This window comes from Paenibacillus thermoaerophilus (assembly GCF_005938195.1).
In the GTDB taxonomy this organism is placed as follows: domain Bacteria; phylum Bacillota; class Bacilli; order Paenibacillales; family Reconciliibacillaceae; genus Paenibacillus_W; species Paenibacillus_W thermoaerophilus.
The window spans coordinates 177,794-198,354 of sequence record NZ_VCQZ01000002.1 but is presented as its reverse complement, the minus strand read 5'-3'; the positions used below and the strand labels follow the sequence as shown (position 1 = coordinate 198,354).

Sequence of the window (20,561 nt, the reverse complement as noted above, 5' to 3'; positions counted from 1 at the left end):
CATCGAATCGGTTCCGTATGTCTCTTCCAAATCTGCTATACTGTTGGGTATCGGATGAACTTGACGTTACGGGAGGCTGGCGGCATGACGCCTATCAAGATGACGGATCGTTACGCTGCCGGCGACGGCCGGGTCCGCTCGTTCGAGCCGGTCGTCCGGCCGGATTCCCGCGTTCTGATCCTCGGCTCCATGCCGGGCGTGCAGTCCCTGGAGCGCAACCAATATTACGCCAATCCGCGGAATCAGTTTTGGACGCTGGTTTACGGCGCTTTCGGACGTACGCCTCATCCGGATTACGACGAGCGCATCCGGTTCGTGCTGGAGCATGGGATCGCTTTGTGGGACGTGCTTGCGGAGTGCGTGCGCCCGGGCAGTCTGGATTCCAGCATCCGGGAGGAGCGAACGCAGAATTTCGCGGCGTTTTACCGCCGGTATCCCGGTATACGGGCCGTCTTCTGCAACGGCTCCAAAGCGTACGATTCCTATAGGCGACAGGTCGGTCCGGACGACCGCCGCGTCTGCATCAAGCTTCCGTCCAGCAGTCCGACGCCGGGCAAATACAACAAATCGCTTGCGGACAAACAGCTCGAATGGAACGCGATCCGGCAGTGGGCCGAGCGGGGTTCTCCGTCACACAAGGGAGGGCTTTTATGATTAAAGCGGTGATCTTCGACTTTGACGGACTGATTATCGATACGGAAACCGCCTGGTATCAGGCGTTCAGCCGCGTATACGCCGATCACGGCGAGCAGCTCCCGCTGGAGCTGTTCGCCCAATGCATCGGGACGTTGGACGACGTCTTCGATCCTTACGTCGAGCTGGAGCGGCGGCTGGGCAAGACGATCGACCGGGATGCCCTCCGCAAGCGGGCCGGCGAGCTTCATGCGGAGATCATGGCCGATGCCGACCTGAGACCGGGCGTTCGCGATTACCTCGATGCGGCCCGGCAGCTCGGATTGGGGATCGCCCTCGCTTCCAGCTCCCCGCGCAGTTGGATCGATCCGTATCTGGAACGCTATCATCTGAAGCATTATTTTCATTCGCTGCATACGGGCGATACAGTGAAGCGCGTGAAGCCCGATCCCGAGCTGTACGTGCGGGCCCTGGATTCGCTGGGAGTGAGCGGCAACGAGGCCCTCGCGTTCGAGGATTCGGAGAATGGCCTGCGCGCCGCGCTTGGGGCGGGCTTGCGCTGCGTCGTCGTGCCGAACGAGGCGACGGCTCATCTGGCATTCGACGGGGCGAGCCTGAGGCTCGGTTCGATGGCGGAACTGCCGCTGGCGAAGGTGCTGGAAGCCGTCGCTTGATTCTCGGGACGGCGCATTGGGGCTTCCGATGACGGGGCAAGGGGAGGAGTAGCCGAGATGAAACGGAAAGTGGTTTTGGCCGGCGGCACCGGATTTATCGGGCGTTATCTGGAGAAGCAGTTCAGAGATAGAGGCGACGACGTCGTCCTCATCTCGAGAGACGAACGGCATATCCCCTGGGGAAGTCGGGAACGCATCGTCGAGGCGCTGGAGAACGCCGATCTGTTGATCAATCTGGCAGGCAGGTCCGTCGATTGCCGCTATTCGGAGAAAAACAAGCAAGAGATTTTGAGATCGCGGACCGAGACGACCGCCGCGCTGGGCAACGCTCTGCTGCGATGCGTGAACCCGCCTTCGTTATGGATCAATTCCAGTACGGCGACGATCTACCGCCACGCCGAGGATCGCCCGATGACGGAAGATACGGGCGAGATCGGATCGGGCTTCTCCGTGGAAGTGGCGAAGGCATGGGAGGGCGCTTTCTTTGCGTTCAATCCGCCCCGCACCAGACAAGCCGCCTTGCGCATCGCTATCGTGTTGGGTCCGGGCGGCGGCGTCATGAAGCCGCTCCGGAATCTCGTCCGCTTCGGACTCGGGGGCGCCCAAGGGCCGGGCAATCAGATGTTCAGTTGGATTCATCTAGAAGATTTGTACCGGATCATGCTGTTCATCCGCGAGAACGAGGAATTAAGCGGCGTGTTTAACGGCTCATCGCCGAACCCCGTCACCAACCGGGAACTGATGGCCCGGCTTCGGCAAGCGATGGGCGTAAGCGTCGGCCTGCCGTCTCCCAAGTGGCTGCTGGAGCTGGGGGCTATTCTGATCCGAACGGAGACGGAACTGGTGCTGAAGAGCCGCTGGGTTGTCCCCGACAGGCTGGAAAAGGCCGGTTTTCGCTTTCAATACGCGCATCTGGACGAGGCGCTGCGGTCGATCCTCCGGAACCGGTAATCATGCGGAACGATACGTCGGCGGAGACGATCAAAAACGTACGGAGAGGGTAAACGATGTTCAGTATTCAAGCAGATGAAGACATTCGGCTGTTTCTATTGGAAGAACGGCATGCGGAAGACGTGTTCCGGCTGACCGACAAAGACCGGGATTACTTGAGAGAGTGGCTGCCATGGGTGGATGGGACGACGAGTCCGGATCATACCCGGCAGTTTATCAAGGCCGGTCTGCAAGCTTTCGCCCGCAACAACGGATTCCAGTTGGGCATATCCTGCCGGAACCAATTGGCGGGATGCATCGGATTGCACTTCATCGACTGGCCGAACCGGAAGACGTCGATCGGTTACTGGCTGGGGTCGGATTTCCAGGGACGCGGCATAATGACGCGAGCCTGCTCCGCCCTCATCGATTATTTGTTCCGGGACTTGGACTTGAACCGGGTGGAAATCCGGGCGGCCGCGCAAAATGCGAAAAGCCGCGCCATTCCCGAACGATTGGGCTTCGTGAACGAAGGGACCGTCAGACAAGCGGAATGGCTGTACGACCGTTTCGTGGATCATGTCGTCTACGGCCTGATTCGGGACGACCGCCGCTGAAGCAGGACGGACAAAGCAAAGCGAAAGGAGGGATCACCCGGATGGCCTACGCCCGATTGTTTCGGCCGGACGAATTGGAGGACTTGCTGAAGCTGTATGCCTATCTGCACCCGGACGATCCGGAGCTGCCGATAACCGAGGCGTTGCGCAAGCATTGGCAGGAGATTTTGAACGACGACAGCATCCGGATGATTGCGGTTGAACATGAAGGCGTGATTGTCGCTTCTTGCATGCTCGTTGTTGTGAAAAATTTGACGCGATCCGCACGGCCGTATGCCTTGATTGAAAACGTAGTGACCCATGGCGAGTACCGGAAGCGAGGGTTCGGCCGGATGGCGCTGGAGAAAGCGCTGGAGATCGCGAAGGACAAAGGCTGCTACAAGGTCATGCTGATGACCGGGTCCCGGCAGGAAGAGGTTCACCGGTTTTATGAGAGGACGGGCTTCGTAAAAGGGAAGAAAACGGGGTTTATCATCAACTTCGATCATTAGAGCGAGAGGAAGACGACCGATGAATCCACCGAAACATATCGTGTCCGCGGCGGCATTTTTCAAAATGGGCGCAAATCCATCCGGGCATCGCGGAGGATAATGAAAAGCGGCAGGTTTTAACCCAGGCGAAGGGATCGCGCCGAGAGGAGAGGCAGCTTATGGGGAAAGAGACAATCTCGCCTAAACGAATCCTGGTCGTGACCGCCGTCGAAGCCGAGAGGGAGGCGGTATGGCGGGGGGTGGAAGGAGACCCCCGCTTCTATGTCGCCGCGGGCGGGGCAGGCCCCGCGGCTGCGGCCGCGTTCGCCGCCAGAGAACTGGCCGCGGGGGAGTACGGCCTCGTCGTCAGCGCGGGGATCGGCGGCGGATTCCCGGACCGGGCCCCGGTCGGGGCGGTCGTCGTGGCCAGCGAGATCGTCGCGGCCGATCTGGGAGCGGAGTCGCCGGAAGGTTTCATCGGCATCGACGAGTTGGGCTTCGGCATCGGCCGCGTGCGGCCGCCCGAAGGACTCGCGGATGAGCTGGCCGCCGCGATGAGGGAGTCCGGCATCGAGGCGCTGGCGGGTCCGGTGCTTACCGTCGCGACGGCGACCGGCACGGCGGAAACCGCGAGGAAGTTGGCGGAGCGGGTCGAGGGAGCCGCCGCCGAAGCGATGGAAGGCTTCGGCGTCGCGGCGGCGGCCCGCCTGTTCGGGCGGCCGGTCATGGAAATACGCGGCATATCGAATGCGGTCGGACCGCGCGACCGCGCGGCCTGGCGGATCGGAGACGCGCTGAAAGCGCTGGAGGCCGCCGGCCGAACCTTGAAGGAGTGGTTCAGGTGAAAATCGCTTATTCGCCGTGTCCGAACGACACGTTTGTCTTTCACGCATGGGCTCACGGGCTGATCGAAGGAGCGCCGAAGCTCGACGTCACGTATGCCGACATCGATATTACGAACAATCTGGCGACGCGTCCGAACGATCTCGACATTCTGAAAATTTCGTACGCGGCGTTGCCTTGGGTTCTGAAGGAGTATGCGCTGCTTCCGTGCGGCGGCGCGTTGGGCAGAGGCTGCGGGCCGCTGGTGCTGACGGCCGGCGGATCGTCTGATCCGGCCGTTCTGTCCGGCAAACGGGTTGCGGTGCCGAGCGAAAGGTCCACGGCGTATTTGCTGTTCCGCTTATGGGCGGCTCAACAGGTGCCCGGAGGCGTCGGGGAGATCGTTGTCCTCCCGTTCCACGAGATTATGCCGGCGGTGCGGGACGGGCGGGTTGACGCGGGACTGGTCATTCACGAGGCCCGGTTCACGTACCCTTCATACGGCCTGACGCTGCTGGCGGATATGGGCAGTTGGTGGGAAGAAGACACCGGACTGCCGATTCCGCTCGGCGCCATCATCGCCAAGCGGTCGCTGGACTTGGAACGCATCGCGGGATGGGTCCGGGCATCGGTCGAATACGCGTGGGCCCATCCCGAAGCTTCCCGCGATTACGTCATGCGGCACGCCCAGGAGATGGACCCGTCCGTTGCGAAGTCGCATATCGAGCTGTATGTGAATGCCTATACGGCGAATCTCGGCGAAAGCGGCTATGCGGCGGTGGAGGCGCTGCTGGGCCGGGCGGCCGCGGAAGGATTGGTGCCGCCGGTGGAAGCTTCGGCGCTGCGGCTTCGCTAGAACGGGCAGCAGGTTGCCGGCGGGGATGATGCCGCGCGCCGCAACGGATTTTCCGGCCGCTCGCGGCTGCCGTCCGGGTCGGGGAGACTGGCCGCAACGAGAAAAAATGCCGCTGCATTTGTCGAAAGGGCCCAATCGGCCGCGCAAGGGAGCTTCCAGCGAGAAAAAATGAGGATACGGCGCGGAGAAAAGGGGATTCGACAAATGCAGTTATATTTTTTGCGGTTGCGTCCTCCATGCTTGCGCCGAGGATAGTCTCGCGCGAAAGACTGGCTTTCCAAGCAACGCATCGGATTTGGGATGCAGGAGAGCAAACCTTTGCGCCCCTCCGGAGGCGCGACAGTCCGAAAATCCGGATATCGCGGCGCTCGTCAAGGGCCCTGCCTTATATCGGCAAACGGCGCTACGTCCCTGGAGCAAGGACGTAGCGCCGTTTTATCCTTTGTGTCAAGGCACTTACAGCTTCCCGGCGTATGTGACGATCTCGTCGACCAGCATCTTGGCGGAAATAATGCCGCCGGACAAGTTCCAGATCACTTCGTCCACCTTAAACGCCATGTTGTTCTTGGCGACGTTCAAGCCGGCGAACAGCGGATCGCTGAACCAGGCCTCCTGGTTTTTCGTGCCGCCCTTATCCGCATCGTAATCGGCATTGAAGTAGAACATGATATCGCCGTCCATGTCGGCAATCCGTTCCTTCGTGATGACTTCCATGAACTGATCCTTGTCCTGGGCCGGCGGTCGGGCGAATCCGAGGTCGCTCAGAATGACGCCTGCGAACGTATCCTTCTGGTAAATCCGCACAGCTTGCGGCAGGAAGCGGACGACGGACACCTGTTTGGACAGCTTGTCGCCAAGCTTGGACTTGGCTTCCTGAATTTTCTCATTGTACGCGGCCATCGCCTTGTCGCCTTCGGCTTTTTTACCCAGCGCTTCGGCGTACAGGTTGAAGTTGACCTTCCATTTCTTGTGTGACGAACCGACGTTCAGGGCGATGCCGGCAGCGGTGTCCGCCCTTTTTTAATGAAGAAATATTTATAAGCATTATGCGTATTAATTATAAGAAAGATCTATAAGTAAGCGTTCACAAAACAAGCTGCAAACGTGATACATTGATGAAGTAGAGATTTGATAGTTTCTCATATAGAGGAAGGGGAAGGGGATGGGGTATGGTCACGCTGCCGAAGGTCAACGATCTCGGATTTTTCGAGATTAGGCTAGAGTCGATTGGCGGACTCGGCGCAAATCTCGCCGGCAAGATGCTTGCGGAAGCGGGCGTCGTCGGCGTCGGTTTAAACGGCGTCAGTTTTTCCTCGTACGGCTCCGAGAAGAAAGGCTCCCCAGTTAAAGCCCACATTCGTTTCTGTCATCCCGAGACCCACATCCGAGACACCTCTCCGGTAGAAAGGCCGCATGTCGTCGGCATCTTCCACGAAGCGCTGCACAAAACGGTAAATGTCATCAGCGGCATTTACGCCGACAGCCTGGTGCTGGTCAATTCCGCGAAATCTCCCGAGCAGTTGAAGTCGCTGCTGAAGCTGACCGGCGGCACGATTGCCGTCGTCGATGCGGTCGGCATCGCGCTGGAGGAGAAAAACCGGGTCAATATGGCCATGCTGGGCGCCTTGTTCCGGCTGTGCGACTTTCTCGACCCGGAAGCGATGAAGGCGGTCATCCGCAAATCGCTGGAGAAAAAATACCCGAACGCCGTCCAACCGGCGATCCGTACGTTCGAGCGCGGCTACAGCGAAGTCCGATTCCAGACCTTCGAGCTTCCCGAAGGCGCGGCGATGCCCGAGTACGTCCGTTACGACACGCCGGTGCTCGGCTACGAGACGCAGCCGATCGGCGGAACCGTCACGAATCCCGGCAACAGCGTGCTGAAGGATCTCAGCATATCCCGCGCGGGCATGATGCCCGACTTCGACGACGAGAAATGCATCCATTGCGCGGCTTGCGACAACGTCTGTCCGGATTTCTGCTTCGTCTGGGAAGAGAAGCCGGACAAGAAGGGCCGGCCGCAAATGTTCCTGCAGGGCATCGATTACCAATATTGCAAAGGATGCCTGAAGTGCGTGCAGGCTTGTCCGACTGAAGCGTTGTCCAGCCTGCGCGAAGCGGACGGATACGCGGATTCCCGCCGTGTTCCGCACCGGTTCGACTGGGCGCAGCCTAGCGCGTGAGGCAAGGGCGATCCCTCGGGCGAAGCTGCGGGCCCGCGGGCGAATCCATTGCCGACAACGGATAAGGAGGGTGTAAAGACGTGGCGATCGAGATGAACAAGGAAGTGAAGCCGGGCAGGGTCGAGCAGCGCATCGTCTATGAGTCCGGCAACGAAATGGCCGCTTATGCGGCCCATCAGATCAATTATCATATCATGGGATATTTTCCGATCTCGCCATCGACGGAGGTGGCGCAGTTCCTCGATCTGATGAAAGCGAACGGGCAGCACGACATCGTGCTGATCCCCGCGGACGGCGAGCACGGCTCCGCGGGTGTCTGCTACGGCGCGTCGACGGCGGGCGGACGCGTGTTTAACGCGACCAGCGCCAACGGATACCTGTATATGCTGGAGCAGATGCCGGTCCAGTCCGGCACCCGCTTTCCGATGGTGATGAACCTGGTCTGCCGTTCCGTATCCGGCCCGCTGGATATTCACGGCGATCATTCGGACTTGTATTACGCGCTGAACACGGGCTGGCCGATCCTGATGTGCCGCGATCCGCAAGCCGTCTACGACATGAACATCATGGCGCTGAAGCTGGCGGAGGACCCCGAGGTTCGGCTGCCGGTGCTGGTCGCGTCGGACGGCTACTTCACGTCCCACCAGAAGCGCCGCGTGCAGACGTTCGCGAAGCGGGAGGACGTGCAGAAGTTCATCGGCGAACCGCCGCGGGGCTTCCCCGATACGCTGGACCGCAACAATCCGGTGACCGTCGGACCGTATATGAATGAACCCGATTATATCAACAACTGCTATCAGCAGTCGGTGGCGATGTACAACGCCGAAGCCGTCTACGACCGCATCCGCAAGGAGTACGCCGAGTTGACCGGCAGGGACTACCCGATCCTCGATCTGTACCGGATGGAGGACGCCGAGGTCGCGGTATTCCTCATGAATTCGGCGTCGGAGATCATCAAGGACGTCGTCGATCAGCTTCGGGCCCAAGGCATCAAAGCCGGCTCGATCGCGCCGAACATGATCCGGCCGTTCCCGCAGAAGCGGATCGCCGACGCGCTGCGCGGCGTCAAGGCGGTGACGGTCGGCGACCGCGCCGATTCGTACGGCGGTCACGGAGGCAACATGGTCAACGAGATCAAAGCGGCGCTGTTTACGCACGGCAACCGGGACACGATGGTGATCAGCCGGATATACGGGCTCGGCGGCAAAGACTTCTATGCGGAGGACGGGCACAACTTTTTCCGGTTCGCGCTGGACGCGGTGGAGAAAGGCTACGTCGAAAAGCCGTTCGATTACTACGGCCATACCCCCGGGGACCCGGCCAAAAAACCGCAGCGCGTGCTGAACCCGATGAAATACGAGGATTTGAAGACGGGACTCATTACGGTGAAGCCGGATGAAACGACAGGCAAGCTGAATGTCCGGATTCCGCCGCTGCGCAGTCTGACCAAAAAGCCGAAGCGGATTGCGCCGGGCCACGGCGCTTGTCCGGGCTGCGGCATCTTCTCCGGGCTGGAGTTGTTCTTTAAGGGCATCGAGGGCGATATCGTGGCGTTGTTCCATACCGGCTGCGCCATGGTCGTGACGACCGGGTACCCGTATTCGGCGCATAAGGCGACCTATATCCACAATTTGTTCCAGAACGGCGCCGCGACGCTGTCGGGGGTCGTGGAGATGTTCTGGGAGCGCAAGCGCAGAGGGGAACTCCAGCATCTGAACCTGCCGGACGACTTCACGTTCGTGATGGTGACGGGCGACGGCGGCATGGACATCGGCATGGGACCGGCCATCGGGGCGGCGCTCCGCAACCACAAGATGATTATTCTCGAATACGACAACGAAGGCTACATGAATACGGGAGCGCAGTTGTCGTACTCGACGCCGCTCGGCCACCGCACGTCCACGTCCAATGTCGGTTCGAAGCAGGCGGGCAAAGTGTTCCATCATAAAGACACCGCGCAGATTATGGCGGCGACGAACATCCCCTACGTGTTCACGGGCTCCGAAGCGTACCCGGGCGATCTCGTCAAGAAGGCAGCCAAAGCCCAATGGTACGCGCAGAACGAGGGGCTCGTCTACGGCAAAATCCTGATCACGTGCCCGCTCAACTGGCTGTCGGAGGATCAGGAGGGGACAAACATCGTCGATGCCGCGGTCAACTCGTGTTTCTTCCCGCTCTACGAGGTGGAGAGGGGCATCACGACGATCACGTACAATCCGGAGGAGAAGAACAAACGGATTTCGGTCGCGGAATGGCTGTCGACGATGGGCAAAACGAAGCATCTGACAAAGCCGGAAAACGCGGAGGCGCTGCAGGCGTTCGCGGACGAGGTGGAACGCCGCTGGAACGTGCTGAAGGCGAAGCACGAGAGCCCTTATCTGTAAACAGGAAACGGAGCGCAAACGCAAAACGGGACGTTCTCCATCAGGGAGACGTCCCGTTTTGCACGGACAGCTTGTACACGGGCGAACGGTACAGCTCGTTCTTTTTGTCGTCGAGCACGCGAACCTGCAAATCCGCTTGCTCGGACTGCTTCAACTGCTTGGCGCTCAGCACGGCGGTCAAGACGCCGTCGTCGTTTTTCCATTTGGGCGGCGTGTCGACCGGGCCGATGGACGGCTTCCAGACGGTCGGCAGCGGCTTGCCGTTCAGCAGCAGCTCGCAGCCGAGGCCGAAATGATTGCCCGTTACCGTCAGCGTGACTTCGCCGGACGGTCCCCGCTTCTCCTCGAGCGCCGCTCCGGTAATCGCCAGATCGGGGTAGCCGTGAACGTAGGAGGCGAGCATCTCGTCGATTGCGGGGCCCTTGAGCTCGTCCAACCGGTGCGATAACCGTTCCTCCAATTCCTTCAGCCGCGGATCGTCGGGGGACAAGCCCGCGTCGGCCGGTCTTCGGGGAACGGCGGGCAGCTCCTCGCCGAACTTCTTCAGAAAAGCCGTATACTCCGATTGCGGCAGCTTCGCCCGATCGAGCAGCTCCGGCAGCAGCAGGTACGAATTGACGAACAGGTCCTTTTTCTCCACCGGCAAATAATTGTCCCAGATGACGAACGGCGTCGTATACATCTTGCGCCATTCCTCCGGGTCGTTCTCGCTCAAATACCCGGTCTGGCGGTAGATCAGGTAATCTTTCTCCAGCGCGGGCTGATGATCCCCGAAGAACAACAGCAGCGTCGGTTCCCCGCTTTGCGAGAAATAGCCGACAAGCTCCTGCAGGGCGGCGTCCGCGCCGCTGAGGCCCTGGGCCAGCGTCTCCAGAATGCCGACGGACGCAGCCGGCAGCTTGGCCTCCACGCGGAACGGGTTCGGCTGTTCGAATTTGCCCGGGTAGAAATGATAGTGATTTTCCATCGTATTGGCAAAAATGAGATCCGGACCCGGCGATTCTTGGGTTTCCTCGATGATCTTGCGCACGACCGAACGGTCGGCGAGATACGGGCCGGAGTAGTCCGGCGGGAAAAATTCCATGCTGATGAACTGCGAAAACCCGAGATACGCGTAGACGCGGCTGCTGTTCTCGTGATGATGAAAGAACGGGCTGATGGCCGTCGTCCGGTAGCCCTCGCGGCTGGCCATCCAGGCGATGGAATCGATTGGATGATCGATATGCTTGCCGTACATCATCTCGTATTCGGAATAACCCCGAACCGGGTTGCCGGTCAGCACCTCGTACTCCACGTTGGCGGTTCCCCCGCCGTGCTGGGGCGTGAGCATCCAGCCCCCGGTAAACGATTCCCGCAGTTGGCGGAAAAACGGGATGGGGTCGCGGTTGTACCGGACGCCCGGCAGCAGCGTCGGGTCCCAGAACGCTTCGCTGAGCAGGATGACGATATTCGGGCGGACCCGGTCGGCCTCAGGCGTCTTGATCCGGGCGGTGACCGCGTCCGGTTCCGGCATGACGCGTTCGGCGGCGGCCGGCCCGGGCGCGAACCGCCCGTGCGGGAACGACAGGGAGAACAGGACGACCGCCGCGACGGCATACGGTCTCCAAGCTATCCATTTTCGGAATAGGCGTCGCACAAGACTTCAAACCTCTCGGAATGATAATGGTCCACGCATGCAAGCCGGACCTTGGGCTAATCCTCATCATACGGCTGCCGTACCGAATTGTAAATAGAAAACGCGCCCGGCATGGCGCATTCCCTTCGCGGTCGGATATCCCTCCGGTGCGCCCGTTTCGGTTCATTTTCATCAGAAAACCAGAACCATCGGCCAAGCATGGACATACAATTTAAACAGAGAGAGCTCGTACGAGTGTCTCGGTTCGGGCAGGAGGGAGGGAATATCTTTGAGTTTTTTGGAAAACGATTCGGACGCCATCTTCCTCGTTCTCTTTATTATTCTGGTTATCGTTCTGGCGAGTTTCCTGTAAGCGGAGAACCCATCGGGCAACAAAGCAAGAGCCGGAATGCGCGAACGCCTCCGGCTCTTGTCCTTTTTTCATTTGTCCCCGCGGTCGACGTGTCCCCTGGGCGAATCCTGCTTGTCGTTCCGGACGTTTCCCTCGCGCATCTCTTCGTCGTAACGGACCTCGACCTGTTTCCATTCCGTCGTTCCCAGCATCGGGTCGGCCGGAAATATGTCGCCCCGCCTGAATGCTTCCAGACGGCCCCATTCATTGGCGTAGACGCCGTCCGATTCGACGGGTTCGCCCGACTGGGGGTCCATCCGTTTGTCTTCGGCCATCGCAGGCACCATCCTTCCTCCATCAAAGATGAGGTTGCCGGATTAGGTTGCCCGCGGCAACGGCAATCCATCCCGTTGCGGTCAAGGACGGCGATTATTCGAAGGTGCGTTCCAGCATCTCGGCGGCATGGCGGAACCGCACCAACGAGCGCTGGTCGAGCGGCTGGCGGTAATAGCCGCACAGCTCCCGGAACGGCTCGCTGCGGATCATCCGGTGAAACGAGAGCCGGGGCGGGCCGTATTGACCCATATTCAGGACGCGGATAAAATGCCGGAGACGAGGGTCCTTGATCGGACGGGGGCGGGCTTGCTGCACGAATCTCTCAACTCCACTGGGCCAAAAAGATGGATGTTAGTTAGTATTGCATATGAACCGCAAACTATACGTGTGAGCACAATTCCGGTCCGGACAAACCTCCGGGGCCGAATTGAGGAGAATGCCCTCCTTCAATTGACGAGATAGCTTTTTTGCGGCATGATGGGAGAGACCGCATCTTTTGACGGAGGAATCGACATGACAGTCGAAGAGATGTTGAGGGACATGTCCGTCCGCGGCCTGCGGATTACGGAACAGAGACGCACGCTGTCGAAGTTGTTTGTCGACGCGGAGGGATATTTGACGCCGAAAGACGTATACGAGTATATGAATAAATCGTACCCGGGCCTGAGCTTCGATACGGTGTACCGCAATTTGCGCGTGCTGCACGAATTGGGAATTTTGGAACAATTCGTGTTCGAGGATGGGATCAAGTTCAGGGTCCGCTGCCAAGACGATCACCACCATCATCATCTGATCTGTCTCGGCTGCGATCGCATCGAACCGATCCGCTACTGCCCGATGACGGGAGTCGAGGGCATTCCGGACGATTTTGAAGTCGTTCGCCACAAGTTCGAGGTGTTCGGGTATTGCAGCCAATGCCGCCGGGAGGGAGAGAGCGATGGCTGAGCCGTCCCGAAGCGGCGATTGGGGCAAGAGGCTGATGAAAGCGCCGGTGCACGCGTACCGGAGATGGATCTCTCCGCTGAAGCCGCCGACTTGCCGGTTTTATCCGACCTGCTCGCAATACGCGCTCGAAGCGATCGAGATTCACGGGCCGCTGCGCGGAGGATGGCTGACCATCCGCCGCATCTGCCGGTGCCATCCGTTCCATCCGGGCGGGATCGACAAAGTGCCTCCCCGCGAGAGTTCGTGAGCGGAGCGGCCGGCCTGGTTCGACTTGACTTTCATCGCCGGCTTTCGGTATGATGGAGGTAACATATGGTGTTCACCGACGAACGGATGAGTAGACGGATAGGCGCTTCTTCACAGAGAGCCGGGGTAGCTGCAAACCGGTAGAAGCGGGCTGTCGAACATGGTCCGGGAGGTTCGGCCGGCGAGCGGGCCGCGCTCCGCGAAGGGCGCAAGCGGCGACGAACCGGCTGCGCGGGAGTCCGGCGTTAACGGATTCGGCCGATCGGCGCGTTTGCGCCTTCAGGCTGGCGGAGCGCCGCTGCGGCATATGCCGGAGCGGAACTTGGGTGGTACCGCGGAAGCTTCAGGCTCCCGTCCCAATATAGGGACGGGAGCCTTTGCGCATTCTGGAAGCAGGAAAAAGAGAGGAAGGGCTGACAATGAGCGACCAACGCAAAACATTTTACCTCACGACGCCGATCTATTACCCCAGCGACAAGCTGCACATCGGACATGCGTACACGACGGTGGCGGGCGACGCCATGGCGAGGTACAAGCGGCTGCGCGGCTACGACGTCATGTATTTGACGGGCACGGACGAGCACGGGCAGAAAATCGAAGAAAAAGCGCAGGAGAAAGGCTTGACTCCGCAGGCGTTCGTCGACGGGATCGTGGCGGGCATTAAGGAATTGTGGCGCCGGCTCGACATTTCCTACGACGATTTTATCCGCACGACGGAGGAGCGCCACAAGAAAGTCGTTGCCGATATTTTCGAGCGGCTGCTGGCGCAGGGCGACATTTATCTGGGCGAATATGAAGGCTGGTACTGTACGCCGTGCGAATCCTATCACCTCGAACGGCACCTTGTCAACGGGAACTGCCCGGATTGCGGACGGCCGGTGAAGCTGGTGAGGGAGGAAAGCTATTTCTTCCGGATGAGCCGTTACGTCGACCGGCTGCTGCAATATTATGAGGAGAATCCGGAGTTCATCCAGCCGGAATCCCGCCGCAATGAGATGATCAACTTCATCAAGTCGGGGCTGGAGGATCTGGCAGTCAGCCGCACGTCGTTCGACTGGGGCATCCCGGTCCCGAGCAATCCGAAGCATGTCATCTACGTCTGGATCGACGCGCTGACCAATTACATTACCGCGCTCGGCTACGGCACGGACGATCCGTCCCGCTTCGACAAGTTCTGGCCGGCGGACGTCCATCTCGTCGGCAAGGAGATCGTGCGCTTCCACACGATTTATTGGCCGATCATGCTGATGGCGCTCGGCTTGCCGCTGCCGAAGAAGGTGTTCGGCCACGGCTGGCTGCTGATGAAGGACGGCAAAATGTCCAAATCGAAGGGCAACGTGGTCGACCCCGTGGTGCTGATCGACCGCTACGGGCTGGACGCCCTGCGTTATTATCTGCTGCGGGAGGTTCCGTTCGGTTCGGACGGGACGTTTACGCCGGAGAGCTTCGTCGAGCGCGTCAACTTCGATCTCGCCAACGATCTGGGCAACCTGCTGAACCGGACCGTCGTCATGATCGACAAATATTTCGGGGGACAAATCCCGGCCCGCATCGCCGGGGCGACCGAATTCGACGCCGATCTCGTCGAGGTTGCGAAGCAGACGGTGGCGAAGGTCGAAGACGCGATGGACCGGATGGAGTTCTCGGTCGCGCTCGGTGCGATCTGGCAGTTCATTCGCCGCACCAACAAATATATCGACGAGACGCAGCCGTGGTCGATGGCCAAAGCCGAAGACAAGCGGGAGGCGTTGGGCTCGGTGATTTACCACTTGGCCGAGTCTCTGCGGATCTCGTCGATTCTGCTGCAGCCGTTCCTTACGCGGTCGCCTCGGATGATCTGGGAGCAGCTCGGCATCGAAGCCGATACCGCCGTCACCTCCTGGGACAGCGCACGCGAGTTCGGGGCGCTGCCGCCGGGCGGCCGGGTCCAGATCGGCAAGCCGTTGTTCCCGCGGCTCGACGCGGCTGCGGAGATCGAGTATATCGCCAAGTCGATGGGCGGAGCGGCGGCGAAGCCGGCCGACAGCGCTCCGTCGGTCGGCCAGGCGGAGGTTTCGAAGCAAGAGCCGGCCGAGGACGGACGCGCGCCGGAAATCGGCATCGACGACTTCGCCAAGGTGGAGCTGCGGGTGGCGCAGGTGCTGTCCGCGGAGCCGATTCCCAAGGCGGACAAGCTGCTGAAGCTCCAGCTTGACCTCGGATACGAGCAGCGCCAGGTCGTCTCGGGCATCGCCAAGCACTACAAGCCGGAGGAGCTGGTCGGCCGGAAGGTTATACTCGTCGCCAACCTGAAGCCGGTGAAGCTGCGCGGTGAACTGTCGCAAGGCATGATTCTGGCGGCCTCCAGCGGCGATTCGCTGACGCTCGCTACGGTCGCCGAGGACATCCCGGTCGGCTCCATCGTGAAATAAATGTTGTTGCGCCCCGGCGGTTGCGATCGCCGGGGCTGTTGGCATATGTCGGATCTCATCCGTATGAGGGGGGACTGAGTCATGGGCAGGAGTCTCTGTCGCAGGACAAGAACAGCCTGGCTGGCAAAATTCTCCGCTTGACGGTCGACGGGACCGCGCCCGCGGACAATCCGATTCCGGGCTCGCTCGTATATTCTTACGGCCACCGCAATCCGCAAGGCTTGGCCTGGGACGCCCGGGGCAAGCTGTACGCGTCCGAGCACGGCCCGTCCGGGAACCCGGGAGGACACAACGAGCTGAACGCGATCGAACCCGGCGGCAACTACGGGTGGCCCGAGATCATCGGCGACGCACGGAAACCGGGCATGATCCCGCCGGTCTACCACACGGGCCAAAGCACGCTGGCTCCGTCCGGAATCGCCTTCGACCGGTCCGGCGGCCTGCTTGCCGCCGGGCTGCAGGGAAGCAAGCTGATCCGGTACGACGTAACCCGGGGAACGGCGGAAACGGTTCTGGACGGGCTGGGCCGGCTGCGCGACGTCGCCGTGATCGGGGACGAGGCTTACTTGCTCACGAACAATACCGACGGGCGGGGCAATCCCGGGCCGGAAGACGACCGGCTCGTCCGAATCCGGCTCAACCGTTAGGGGTGCGGATGTCGGCGATCTTCCGGAATACGTCCCGGTAATAGCCGTCGCCGTGCGGGACGAAGCCGTCGGCGGACACCTCGACCGTCACGGGCCGCATCGCGCCGTCCGCATCCGGTTCGAAGCCCGGGGCGGCCACACGGCTTTTCGAGCCGGCGAACAATTCCGCCAGATCGTCCAGAGGCGCGGCATAAATCCCGGATACTTCTTCGGGCTGCAGCCTGAACCGCTCGGGCGGCAAGGGGGAGGCGCAGGCGAACACTTGACAAAGTTCATTGTCGACGAATTCGCGTCCGCCCGCCGCGCCGCGAAGCTGCTGGCGATGCTCGCCCAGCGGAACCAGCCGCTCGAACGGCACGTCGACTCCAAGCTCCTCCTTCAGCTCCCGCACGGCTTCCTCGATCCGCTCCCCGGCGGCGAGATGTCCGGCCGCGGTTATATCGTATCGAAGCGGATACGTGTCCTTGCCGGCCTGACGCCGCTGAAACAGCACGTAACGCCGTCCTTCCCGGTCCAGATACAGCCAGCATTGAAACGTCTTATGCCAGTAACCCCTGGCGTGCACTTCGGAACGCGGCGCCGTGCCGATCGGCCGTCCGCCTTCGTCGTAAATGTCGAACCATTCATTCATATTTGCCGCATTCTCCTCGTCCAATCTTACGTATGCCGCTAGCGGAGATTCCGTGAACCGACAGCCGGCAGCGGGCCGCCGGCAATCGAACTGCCTCCCCGTGTTCGCGCGCTTTCATAAGTATAAAGGTTTATCCCGCGAGGGAAAACCGGTCCGGCCGGCCATCGGCCAAACCGCGAAGATCCGTCGCGAACAAAGCGTGGAGACGCAAGCGTGTCGGGCCAATCCCAGCTTTCCCCATAGATCGTAATAATTCCGAATATTTTCGTTGACACCGGCGTCCGGGCACTCTATAATGACGGAAGGGTAAAACGAAAAAATTACGATTTACGATTTACACTTGGTCAGGGGTGTTTAACGGATGAGAATATCCAAGCGTACGGCAATCAAAGGGCTGGCAAGCGCCGCTCTGGCTTCGATGCTGCTGATCGCGGGTTGCGGAGGACGCTCCGACGTTACGATCGTCGAGGGCAAAACAAACGTAGTGGCCAGCTTCTACCCGCTTTCTTATATGGCCAAGGAAATCGGCGGCGAGTACGTCAATGCGATCAATCTCGTTCCGACCGGCGTGGAGCCTCACGACTGGTCGCCCAACAGCCGCGAGCGGAAGGCGATCGAAGACGCCGACGTGCTGTTGTACAACGGCGCAGGTCTGGAAGGATGGGTCGACGACGTGCTGGACAGTCTCGACAAAACCGGCATGATCGTCGTGGAGGCTTCCAAGGGGCTTGATCTCATTCGCGTGGACGAGAAGGATGCGGACGAGCACGGCGCGGAAGAAAGCGGCCACGAGCACGAACACGAGGACGAACAACACGAAAGCGGGCACGGCCATCAACACGAGAGCGATGTCGATCCGCACGTGTGGGTCAGCCCCAAGCAGGCCATCCGCATCGCGGAGAATGTGTTTAAGGGAATTGTCGAGGCCGATCCGGCGCACCGGGAAGCGTATCAGGCGAATTACGAGAAGCTCGTCGGGCAGCTTCAAGCTCTGGACGAGAAATACAGAACGCAGCTCGGGCAGACGGCCCGCAAGGAAATCGTCGTCACGCACGATGCGTTCAGTTACCTCGCACGGGATTACGGCCTGAAGCAAATGTCGCTCATGGGACTGGCTCCCGATGCGGAACCGACGCCGAAGGATATTCAGCGGATCAACGAATTCGTCAGGGAGCACGGAATACGCTATCTGTTCTTCGAAGAGCTGGTGTCCGACAAGCTGGCGAAAACGCTGGCGAACGACGCGAAAATCGATACGCTGGTGCTGAATCCGCTGGAAGGATTGACGGACGAGCAGGAGAAGGCGGGCGAGACGTTGCTGTCGCTGATGGAGACAAACTTGCAAAATCTGCTCAAAGCTTTACAATAAGGAAAAGCTTCAACCGCATCGTTCCATTCTCACTTTACTATCATCCGGAAGAAGGCTGACGGAGATGAATCGAAATCCCAACCCATCGTCCTGCCACGAACCGGTCATCGATCTGCAGGACGTAACGGTCCAATACGGCGGACGCCGGGTGCTGAACGGCGTGACGTTCCAAGTCCGTCAGCGGGACTTCGTGGGGCTGATCGCTTCCAACGGGGCCGGCAAGACGACTTTGCTCAAGACGATTGTCGGCTTGCTTCAGCCGGCATCCGGCAGCGTCAAGCTATTCGGCACGCCCGTCGACAGGTTCAAGGACTGGGAGCGTATCGGCTACGTGCCTCAAAAAAATAATTTGAATCCGCTCTTCCCGGCTACCGTCCGGGAAGTCGTCATGTCCGGCCTGTACGGCCGAAAGAGGCTGTTCCGCCGGATCGGCGCGGCGGAACGCAGACGCGCGGAGCAGGCGCTGGAGGCGCTCGGAATCGCGGATATCGCGGAACGGCGGATCGGCCAACTGTCCGGAGGGCAGCAACAGCGCGTTTTTCTCGCCAGAGCGATCGCGGGAAACCCCGAGCTGCTTATATTGGACGAGCCGACCGTCGGGATCGACATGGAGACCCAGCGGGCGTTTTTTCATATGCTTCGGCATATGCATGAGCGCCACCGGTTAACGTTCCTGATCGTGTCCCACGACGTCGAAACGCTGCAGGCGTATCTGGGAGAGAAGCCCGTTCATACGCACGACCGGCTTCGCTTCTACGTGAAGCACTCGCACTCGCTCGAAGACTGCGGCGAGGACGATATTTCGCACGGCCTGCTGCAGGAGAAGGAGAGGTTGACCGTTGGACATCTTGTTTGAGCCTTTTTTCCAGCGGGCGCTGATCGGCGGCCTGCTGATCGGATGGATGGCGCCTCTGATCGGAACATTCCTGGTGCTGAGGCGCTTGTCCATGATCGGGGACTCGCTCGCCCACGTGTCGATCGCGGGAGTCGCCCTCGGCATGCTCATAGGCATCTATCCGCTTGCGGTCGGTCTGCTGTTCGCGGTCGCCGCTTCGTTCGCGATCGAGCGGCTGCGCAAGGCGTACAAGACGTACGCCGAATTGTCCATTGCCATCATCATGTCCGGGGGCGTAGCGTTGGCTACGTTTTTATTTACGCTCGGAAAAGGATTTAATCTCAACGTGACGAGTTATTTGTTCGGCAGCATCATGACGTTAAGTTCGACGGATTTGTGGACAATATTCGCCGTCTCTTGTGCGGTAACCGTCTTTGTGTTATTTTTGCTCAAAGAGATGTTCCTGATTACGTTCGACGAGGACGCCGCCCATGTCGCGGGCCTTCCGGTCCGGCGGATCAATCTGGCGGTAACGGTGTTGACCGCGCTGGTGATCGGCGTCGCGATCAAGATCGTGGGAGCGCTGCTCGTATCCGCGCTGCTGACGATCCCGGCGGCGACCAGCTTGGTGCTGGGCAAGACGTTCCGCTATTCGCTGTGGCTGTCCGTGCTTCTGTCGGAGATCGCGGTGCTGGCCGGACTTTTGTCCGCCGGCATATGGAATTTTGCGCCCGGCGCAACGATTGTGCTGACGCTTATCTTGATGCTGATTCTCTCGCTGGTATTTCGGGTGATCCGCGTCTGAACCGCTTGATGTGAAACCGAACGGCGCCGGCCGGCGCCCGCAACACCCGGTTTGAAAGGAGTTCCCGCGAATGGAACAGATCAGCCTATGGGTCGCCTTCGGCGCGGGGATCGCCTCGTTTATTTCTCCGTGCTGCCTGCCCCTGTATCCGTCCTACTTGTCGTACATCACGGGCATATCGGTGCGCGAGCTGAAGGAGGCCGGCACCGCCTCAGCCGTGCGGCGCTCCTCCCTCATACACACGTTGTTTTTTATCCTGGGATTTTCGCTGATCTTTTACTCGCTGGGATTCGGCGCGGGAGTTGTAGGCGATCTGTTCAGGGATTTCAACAACAAAGAGCTGCTGCGCCGCCTGGCCGCGATATGGATCTTTCTGATGGGGCTGTTTCTGCTCGGCGTCTTCAAGCCGCAGTTCCTGATGAAAGAGCGCAAGCTGAATATCAAGTGGAAGCCGGCCGGCTGGCTCGGCTCCGTGATTGTCGGCATGGGATTCGCCGCGGGCTGGTCGCCCTGCGTCGGGCCGATACTCGGTTCGATTCTGACGTTGGCCGCGACGGAGCCTGGAAGCTGGTTTTCGCTTATTACCGCTTATGTGCTCGGGTTCGCGATTCCGTTTTTTGTGCTTGCGTTTTTCATCGGCTCGACGAAATGGATAACCCGCTACTCCGGAACGGTTATGAAGATCGGCGGAGTTGTCATGATCGTCATGGCCGTTCTGTTGTTCTTCGATCGGATGACGCTCATCACGATCTGGCTGAACGAACGCACGCCGGATTGGCTGAAGTTTTAGCGGAACAGGA

General features: G+C 60.1%; 22 protein-coding genes. 17 read left to right on the top strand and 5 right to left on the bottom strand.

The window, feature by feature from the left end:
• Positions 1–84: 84 nt before the first annotated feature.
• The 7 genes from FE781_RS02555 to FE781_RS02525 all read left to right on the top strand — a co-directional run bounded on the left by FE781_RS02555 (position 85) and on the right by FE781_RS02525 (position 5,002).
• Complete coding sequence (locus tag FE781_RS02555) at positions 85–654, top strand: DNA-deoxyinosine glycosylase (RefSeq protein ID WP_170209396.1); 570 nt, start codon at positions 85–87, stop codon at positions 652–654.
• Complete coding sequence (locus FE781_RS02550; RefSeq protein ID WP_138788058.1) at positions 651–1,307, top strand: HAD family hydrolase; 657 nt, start codon at positions 651–653, stop codon at positions 1,305–1,307. The genes FE781_RS02555 and FE781_RS02550 overlap by 4 nt, the downstream gene beginning before the upstream one ends.
• A gap of 57 nt (positions 1,308–1,364) precedes the next feature.
• Entirely contained in the window at positions 1,365–2,258 is an 894-nt protein-coding gene (locus FE781_RS02545; protein ID WP_138788057.1) for a TIGR01777 family oxidoreductase, read from the top strand.
• A 56-nt stretch (positions 2,259–2,314) separates the two neighbouring features.
• Positions 2,315–2,854 carry a GNAT family N-acetyltransferase gene (locus tag FE781_RS02540; RefSeq protein WP_138788056.1) on the top strand — a complete coding sequence of 180 codons (540 nt, stop codon included), beginning with the start codon at positions 2,315–2,317 and terminating at the stop codon, positions 2,852–2,854.
• Between the two features lie 41 nt (positions 2,855–2,895).
• A complete protein-coding gene (locus FE781_RS02535) occupies positions 2,896–3,345 on the top strand; it encodes a GNAT family N-acetyltransferase (RefSeq protein WP_138788055.1) in 450 nt (149 codons plus the stop codon).
• A gap of 158 nt (positions 3,346–3,503) precedes the next feature.
• On the top strand, positions 3,504–4,169 hold the full coding sequence (locus FE781_RS02530; RefSeq protein WP_138788054.1) for a futalosine hydrolase: 666 nt from the start codon (positions 3,504–3,506) through the stop codon (positions 4,167–4,169).
• Positions 4,166–5,002, top strand: a complete 837-nt coding sequence (locus FE781_RS02525; RefSeq protein ID WP_138788053.1) for a 1,4-dihydroxy-6-naphtoate synthase — start codon at positions 4,166–4,168, stop codon at positions 5,000–5,002. Before FE781_RS02530 ends, FE781_RS02525 begins: the two co-directional genes overlap by 4 nt.
• Before the next feature lie 456 nt (positions 5,003–5,458).
• Here the strand turns inward: FE781_RS02525 and FE781_RS02520 are convergent, their stop codons facing one another.
• Complete coding sequence (locus tag FE781_RS02520) at positions 5,459–5,992, bottom strand: ABC transporter substrate-binding protein (RefSeq protein WP_425464970.1); 534 nt, start codon at positions 5,990–5,992, stop codon at positions 5,459–5,461.
• A gap of 179 nt (positions 5,993–6,171) precedes the next feature.
• Here FE781_RS02520 and FE781_RS02515 point away from each other — a divergent pair, with 179 nt between their 5' ends.
• Both FE781_RS02515 and FE781_RS02510 read left to right on the top strand, forming a co-directional pair.
• Positions 6,172–7,185: a 2-oxoacid:acceptor oxidoreductase family protein gene (locus FE781_RS02515; protein ID WP_138788051.1), complete on the top strand. Its 1,014-nt coding sequence runs from the start codon at positions 6,172–6,174 to the stop codon at positions 7,183–7,185.
• An 80-nt stretch (positions 7,186–7,265) separates the two neighbouring features.
• A complete protein-coding gene (locus FE781_RS02510) occupies positions 7,266–9,569 on the top strand; it encodes a thiamine pyrophosphate-dependent enzyme (RefSeq protein WP_138788050.1) in 2,304 nt (767 codons plus the stop codon).
• Positions 9,570–9,609: 40 nt separating this feature from the next.
• Here FE781_RS02510 and FE781_RS02505 read toward each other — a convergent pair whose 3' ends face one another.
• From FE781_RS02505 to FE781_RS02495, 3 genes are all read right to left on the bottom strand, one after another.
• On the bottom strand, positions 9,610–11,205 hold the full coding sequence (locus FE781_RS02505) for an LTA synthase family protein (RefSeq protein WP_138788049.1): 1,596 nt from the start codon (positions 11,203–11,205) through the stop codon (positions 9,610–9,612).
• A gap of 420 nt (positions 11,206–11,625) precedes the next feature.
• Positions 11,626–11,871 carry a hypothetical protein gene (locus FE781_RS02500; protein ID WP_138788048.1) on the bottom strand — a complete coding sequence of 82 codons (246 nt, stop codon included), beginning with the start codon at positions 11,869–11,871 and terminating at the stop codon, positions 11,626–11,628.
• Positions 11,872–11,965: 94 nt separating this feature from the next.
• Complete coding sequence (locus tag FE781_RS02495) at positions 11,966–12,187, bottom strand: hypothetical protein (RefSeq protein WP_138788047.1); 222 nt, start codon at positions 12,185–12,187, stop codon at positions 11,966–11,968.
• Positions 12,188–12,385: 198 nt separating this feature from the next.
• Between FE781_RS02495 and FE781_RS02490 the strand changes: the two genes are divergently transcribed.
• The 4 genes from FE781_RS02490 (at position 12,386) to FE781_RS02475 (ending at position 16,121) form a co-directional block, all read left to right on the top strand.
• Positions 12,386–12,817, top strand: a complete 432-nt coding sequence (locus FE781_RS02490; RefSeq protein WP_138788046.1) for a Fur family transcriptional regulator — start codon at positions 12,386–12,388, stop codon at positions 12,815–12,817.
• Positions 12,810–13,064 carry a membrane protein insertion efficiency factor YidD gene (gene yidD / locus FE781_RS02485; protein ID WP_138788045.1) on the top strand — a complete coding sequence of 85 codons (255 nt, stop codon included), beginning with the start codon at positions 12,810–12,812 and terminating at the stop codon, positions 13,062–13,064. The genes FE781_RS02490 and yidD overlap by 8 nt, the downstream gene beginning before the upstream one ends.
• Before the next feature lie 418 nt (positions 13,065–13,482).
• Complete coding sequence (metG, locus tag FE781_RS02480; RefSeq protein ID WP_138788044.1) at positions 13,483–15,474, top strand: methionine--tRNA ligase; 1,992 nt, start codon at positions 13,483–13,485, stop codon at positions 15,472–15,474.
• Between the two features lie 38 nt (positions 15,475–15,512).
• Positions 15,513–16,121 (top strand): PQQ-dependent sugar dehydrogenase, encoded by a 609-nt coding sequence (locus FE781_RS02475; RefSeq protein ID WP_246068000.1) that lies wholly within the window; start codon positions 15,513–15,515, stop codon positions 16,119–16,121.
• Here FE781_RS02475 and FE781_RS02470 read toward each other — a convergent pair.
• Entirely contained in the window at positions 16,111–16,752 is a 642-nt protein-coding gene (locus FE781_RS02470; RefSeq protein ID WP_138788042.1) for an NUDIX hydrolase, read from the bottom strand. The genes FE781_RS02475 and FE781_RS02470 overlap by 11 nt on opposite strands.
• Positions 16,753–17,113: 361 nt before the next feature.
• Between FE781_RS02470 and FE781_RS02465 the strand changes: the two genes are divergently transcribed.
• From FE781_RS02465 to FE781_RS02450, 4 genes are all read left to right on the top strand, one after another.
• On the top strand, positions 17,114–18,121 hold the full coding sequence (locus FE781_RS02465) for a metal ABC transporter substrate-binding protein (RefSeq protein ID WP_138788041.1): 1,008 nt from the start codon (positions 17,114–17,116) through the stop codon (positions 18,119–18,121).
• Positions 18,122–18,185: 64 nt separating this feature from the next.
• Complete coding sequence (locus FE781_RS02460; RefSeq protein ID WP_138788040.1) at positions 18,186–18,977, top strand: metal ABC transporter ATP-binding protein; 792 nt, start codon at positions 18,186–18,188, stop codon at positions 18,975–18,977.
• Positions 18,961–19,761 carry a metal ABC transporter permease gene (locus FE781_RS02455; protein ID WP_138788039.1) on the top strand — a complete coding sequence of 267 codons (801 nt, stop codon included), beginning with the start codon at positions 18,961–18,963 and terminating at the stop codon, positions 19,759–19,761. The genes FE781_RS02460 and FE781_RS02455 overlap by 17 nt, the downstream gene beginning before the upstream one ends.
• Before the next feature lie 70 nt (positions 19,762–19,831).
• Positions 19,832–20,551 (top strand): cytochrome c biogenesis CcdA family protein, encoded by a 720-nt coding sequence (locus FE781_RS02450; RefSeq protein ID WP_138788038.1) that lies wholly within the window; start codon positions 19,832–19,834, stop codon positions 20,549–20,551.
• Positions 20,552–20,561: the final 10 nt, after the last annotated feature.

What these genes read in the sequence shown, in the direction of transcription:
- FE781_RS02470 (WP_138788042.1), bottom strand. Translation starts at nt 16,752, where the DNA reads ATGAATGAATGGTTCGACATTTACGACGAAGGCGGACGGCCGATCGGC.
- FE781_RS02500 (WP_138788048.1), bottom strand. Translation starts at nt 11,871, where the DNA reads ATGGCCGAAGACAAACGGATGGACCCCCAGTCGGGCGAACCCGTCGAA.
- FE781_RS02460 (WP_138788040.1), top strand. Translation starts at nt 18,186, where the DNA reads ATGAATCGAAATCCCAACCCATCGTCCTGCCACGAACCGGTCATCGAT.
- FE781_RS02555 (WP_170209396.1), top strand. Translation starts at nt 85, where the DNA reads ATGACGCCTATCAAGATGACGGATCGTTACGCTGCCGGCGACGGCCGG.
- FE781_RS02515 (WP_138788051.1), top strand. Translation starts at nt 6,172, where the DNA reads ATGGTCACGCTGCCGAAGGTCAACGATCTCGGATTTTTCGAGATTAGG.
- metG (WP_138788044.1), top strand. Translation starts at nt 13,483, where the DNA reads ATGAGCGACCAACGCAAAACATTTTACCTCACGACGCCGATCTATTAC.
- FE781_RS02490 (WP_138788046.1), top strand. Translation starts at nt 12,386, where the DNA reads ATGACAGTCGAAGAGATGTTGAGGGACATGTCCGTCCGCGGCCTGCGG.
- FE781_RS02550 (WP_138788058.1), top strand. Translation starts at nt 651, where the DNA reads ATGATTAAAGCGGTGATCTTCGACTTTGACGGACTGATTATCGATACG.
- FE781_RS02545 (WP_138788057.1), top strand. Translation starts at nt 1,365, where the DNA reads ATGAAACGGAAAGTGGTTTTGGCCGGCGGCACCGGATTTATCGGGCGT.
- FE781_RS02530 (WP_138788054.1), top strand. Translation starts at nt 3,504, where the DNA reads ATGGGGAAAGAGACAATCTCGCCTAAACGAATCCTGGTCGTGACCGCC.
- FE781_RS02450 (WP_138788038.1), top strand. Translation starts at nt 19,832, where the DNA reads ATGGAACAGATCAGCCTATGGGTCGCCTTCGGCGCGGGGATCGCCTCG.
- FE781_RS02540 (WP_138788056.1), top strand. Translation starts at nt 2,315, where the DNA reads ATGTTCAGTATTCAAGCAGATGAAGACATTCGGCTGTTTCTATTGGAA.
- FE781_RS02465 (WP_138788041.1), top strand. Translation starts at nt 17,114, where the DNA reads ATGAGAATATCCAAGCGTACGGCAATCAAAGGGCTGGCAAGCGCCGCT.
- FE781_RS02535 (WP_138788055.1), top strand. Translation starts at nt 2,896, where the DNA reads ATGGCCTACGCCCGATTGTTTCGGCCGGACGAATTGGAGGACTTGCTG.
- yidD (WP_138788045.1), top strand. Translation starts at nt 12,810, where the DNA reads ATGGCTGAGCCGTCCCGAAGCGGCGATTGGGGCAAGAGGCTGATGAAA.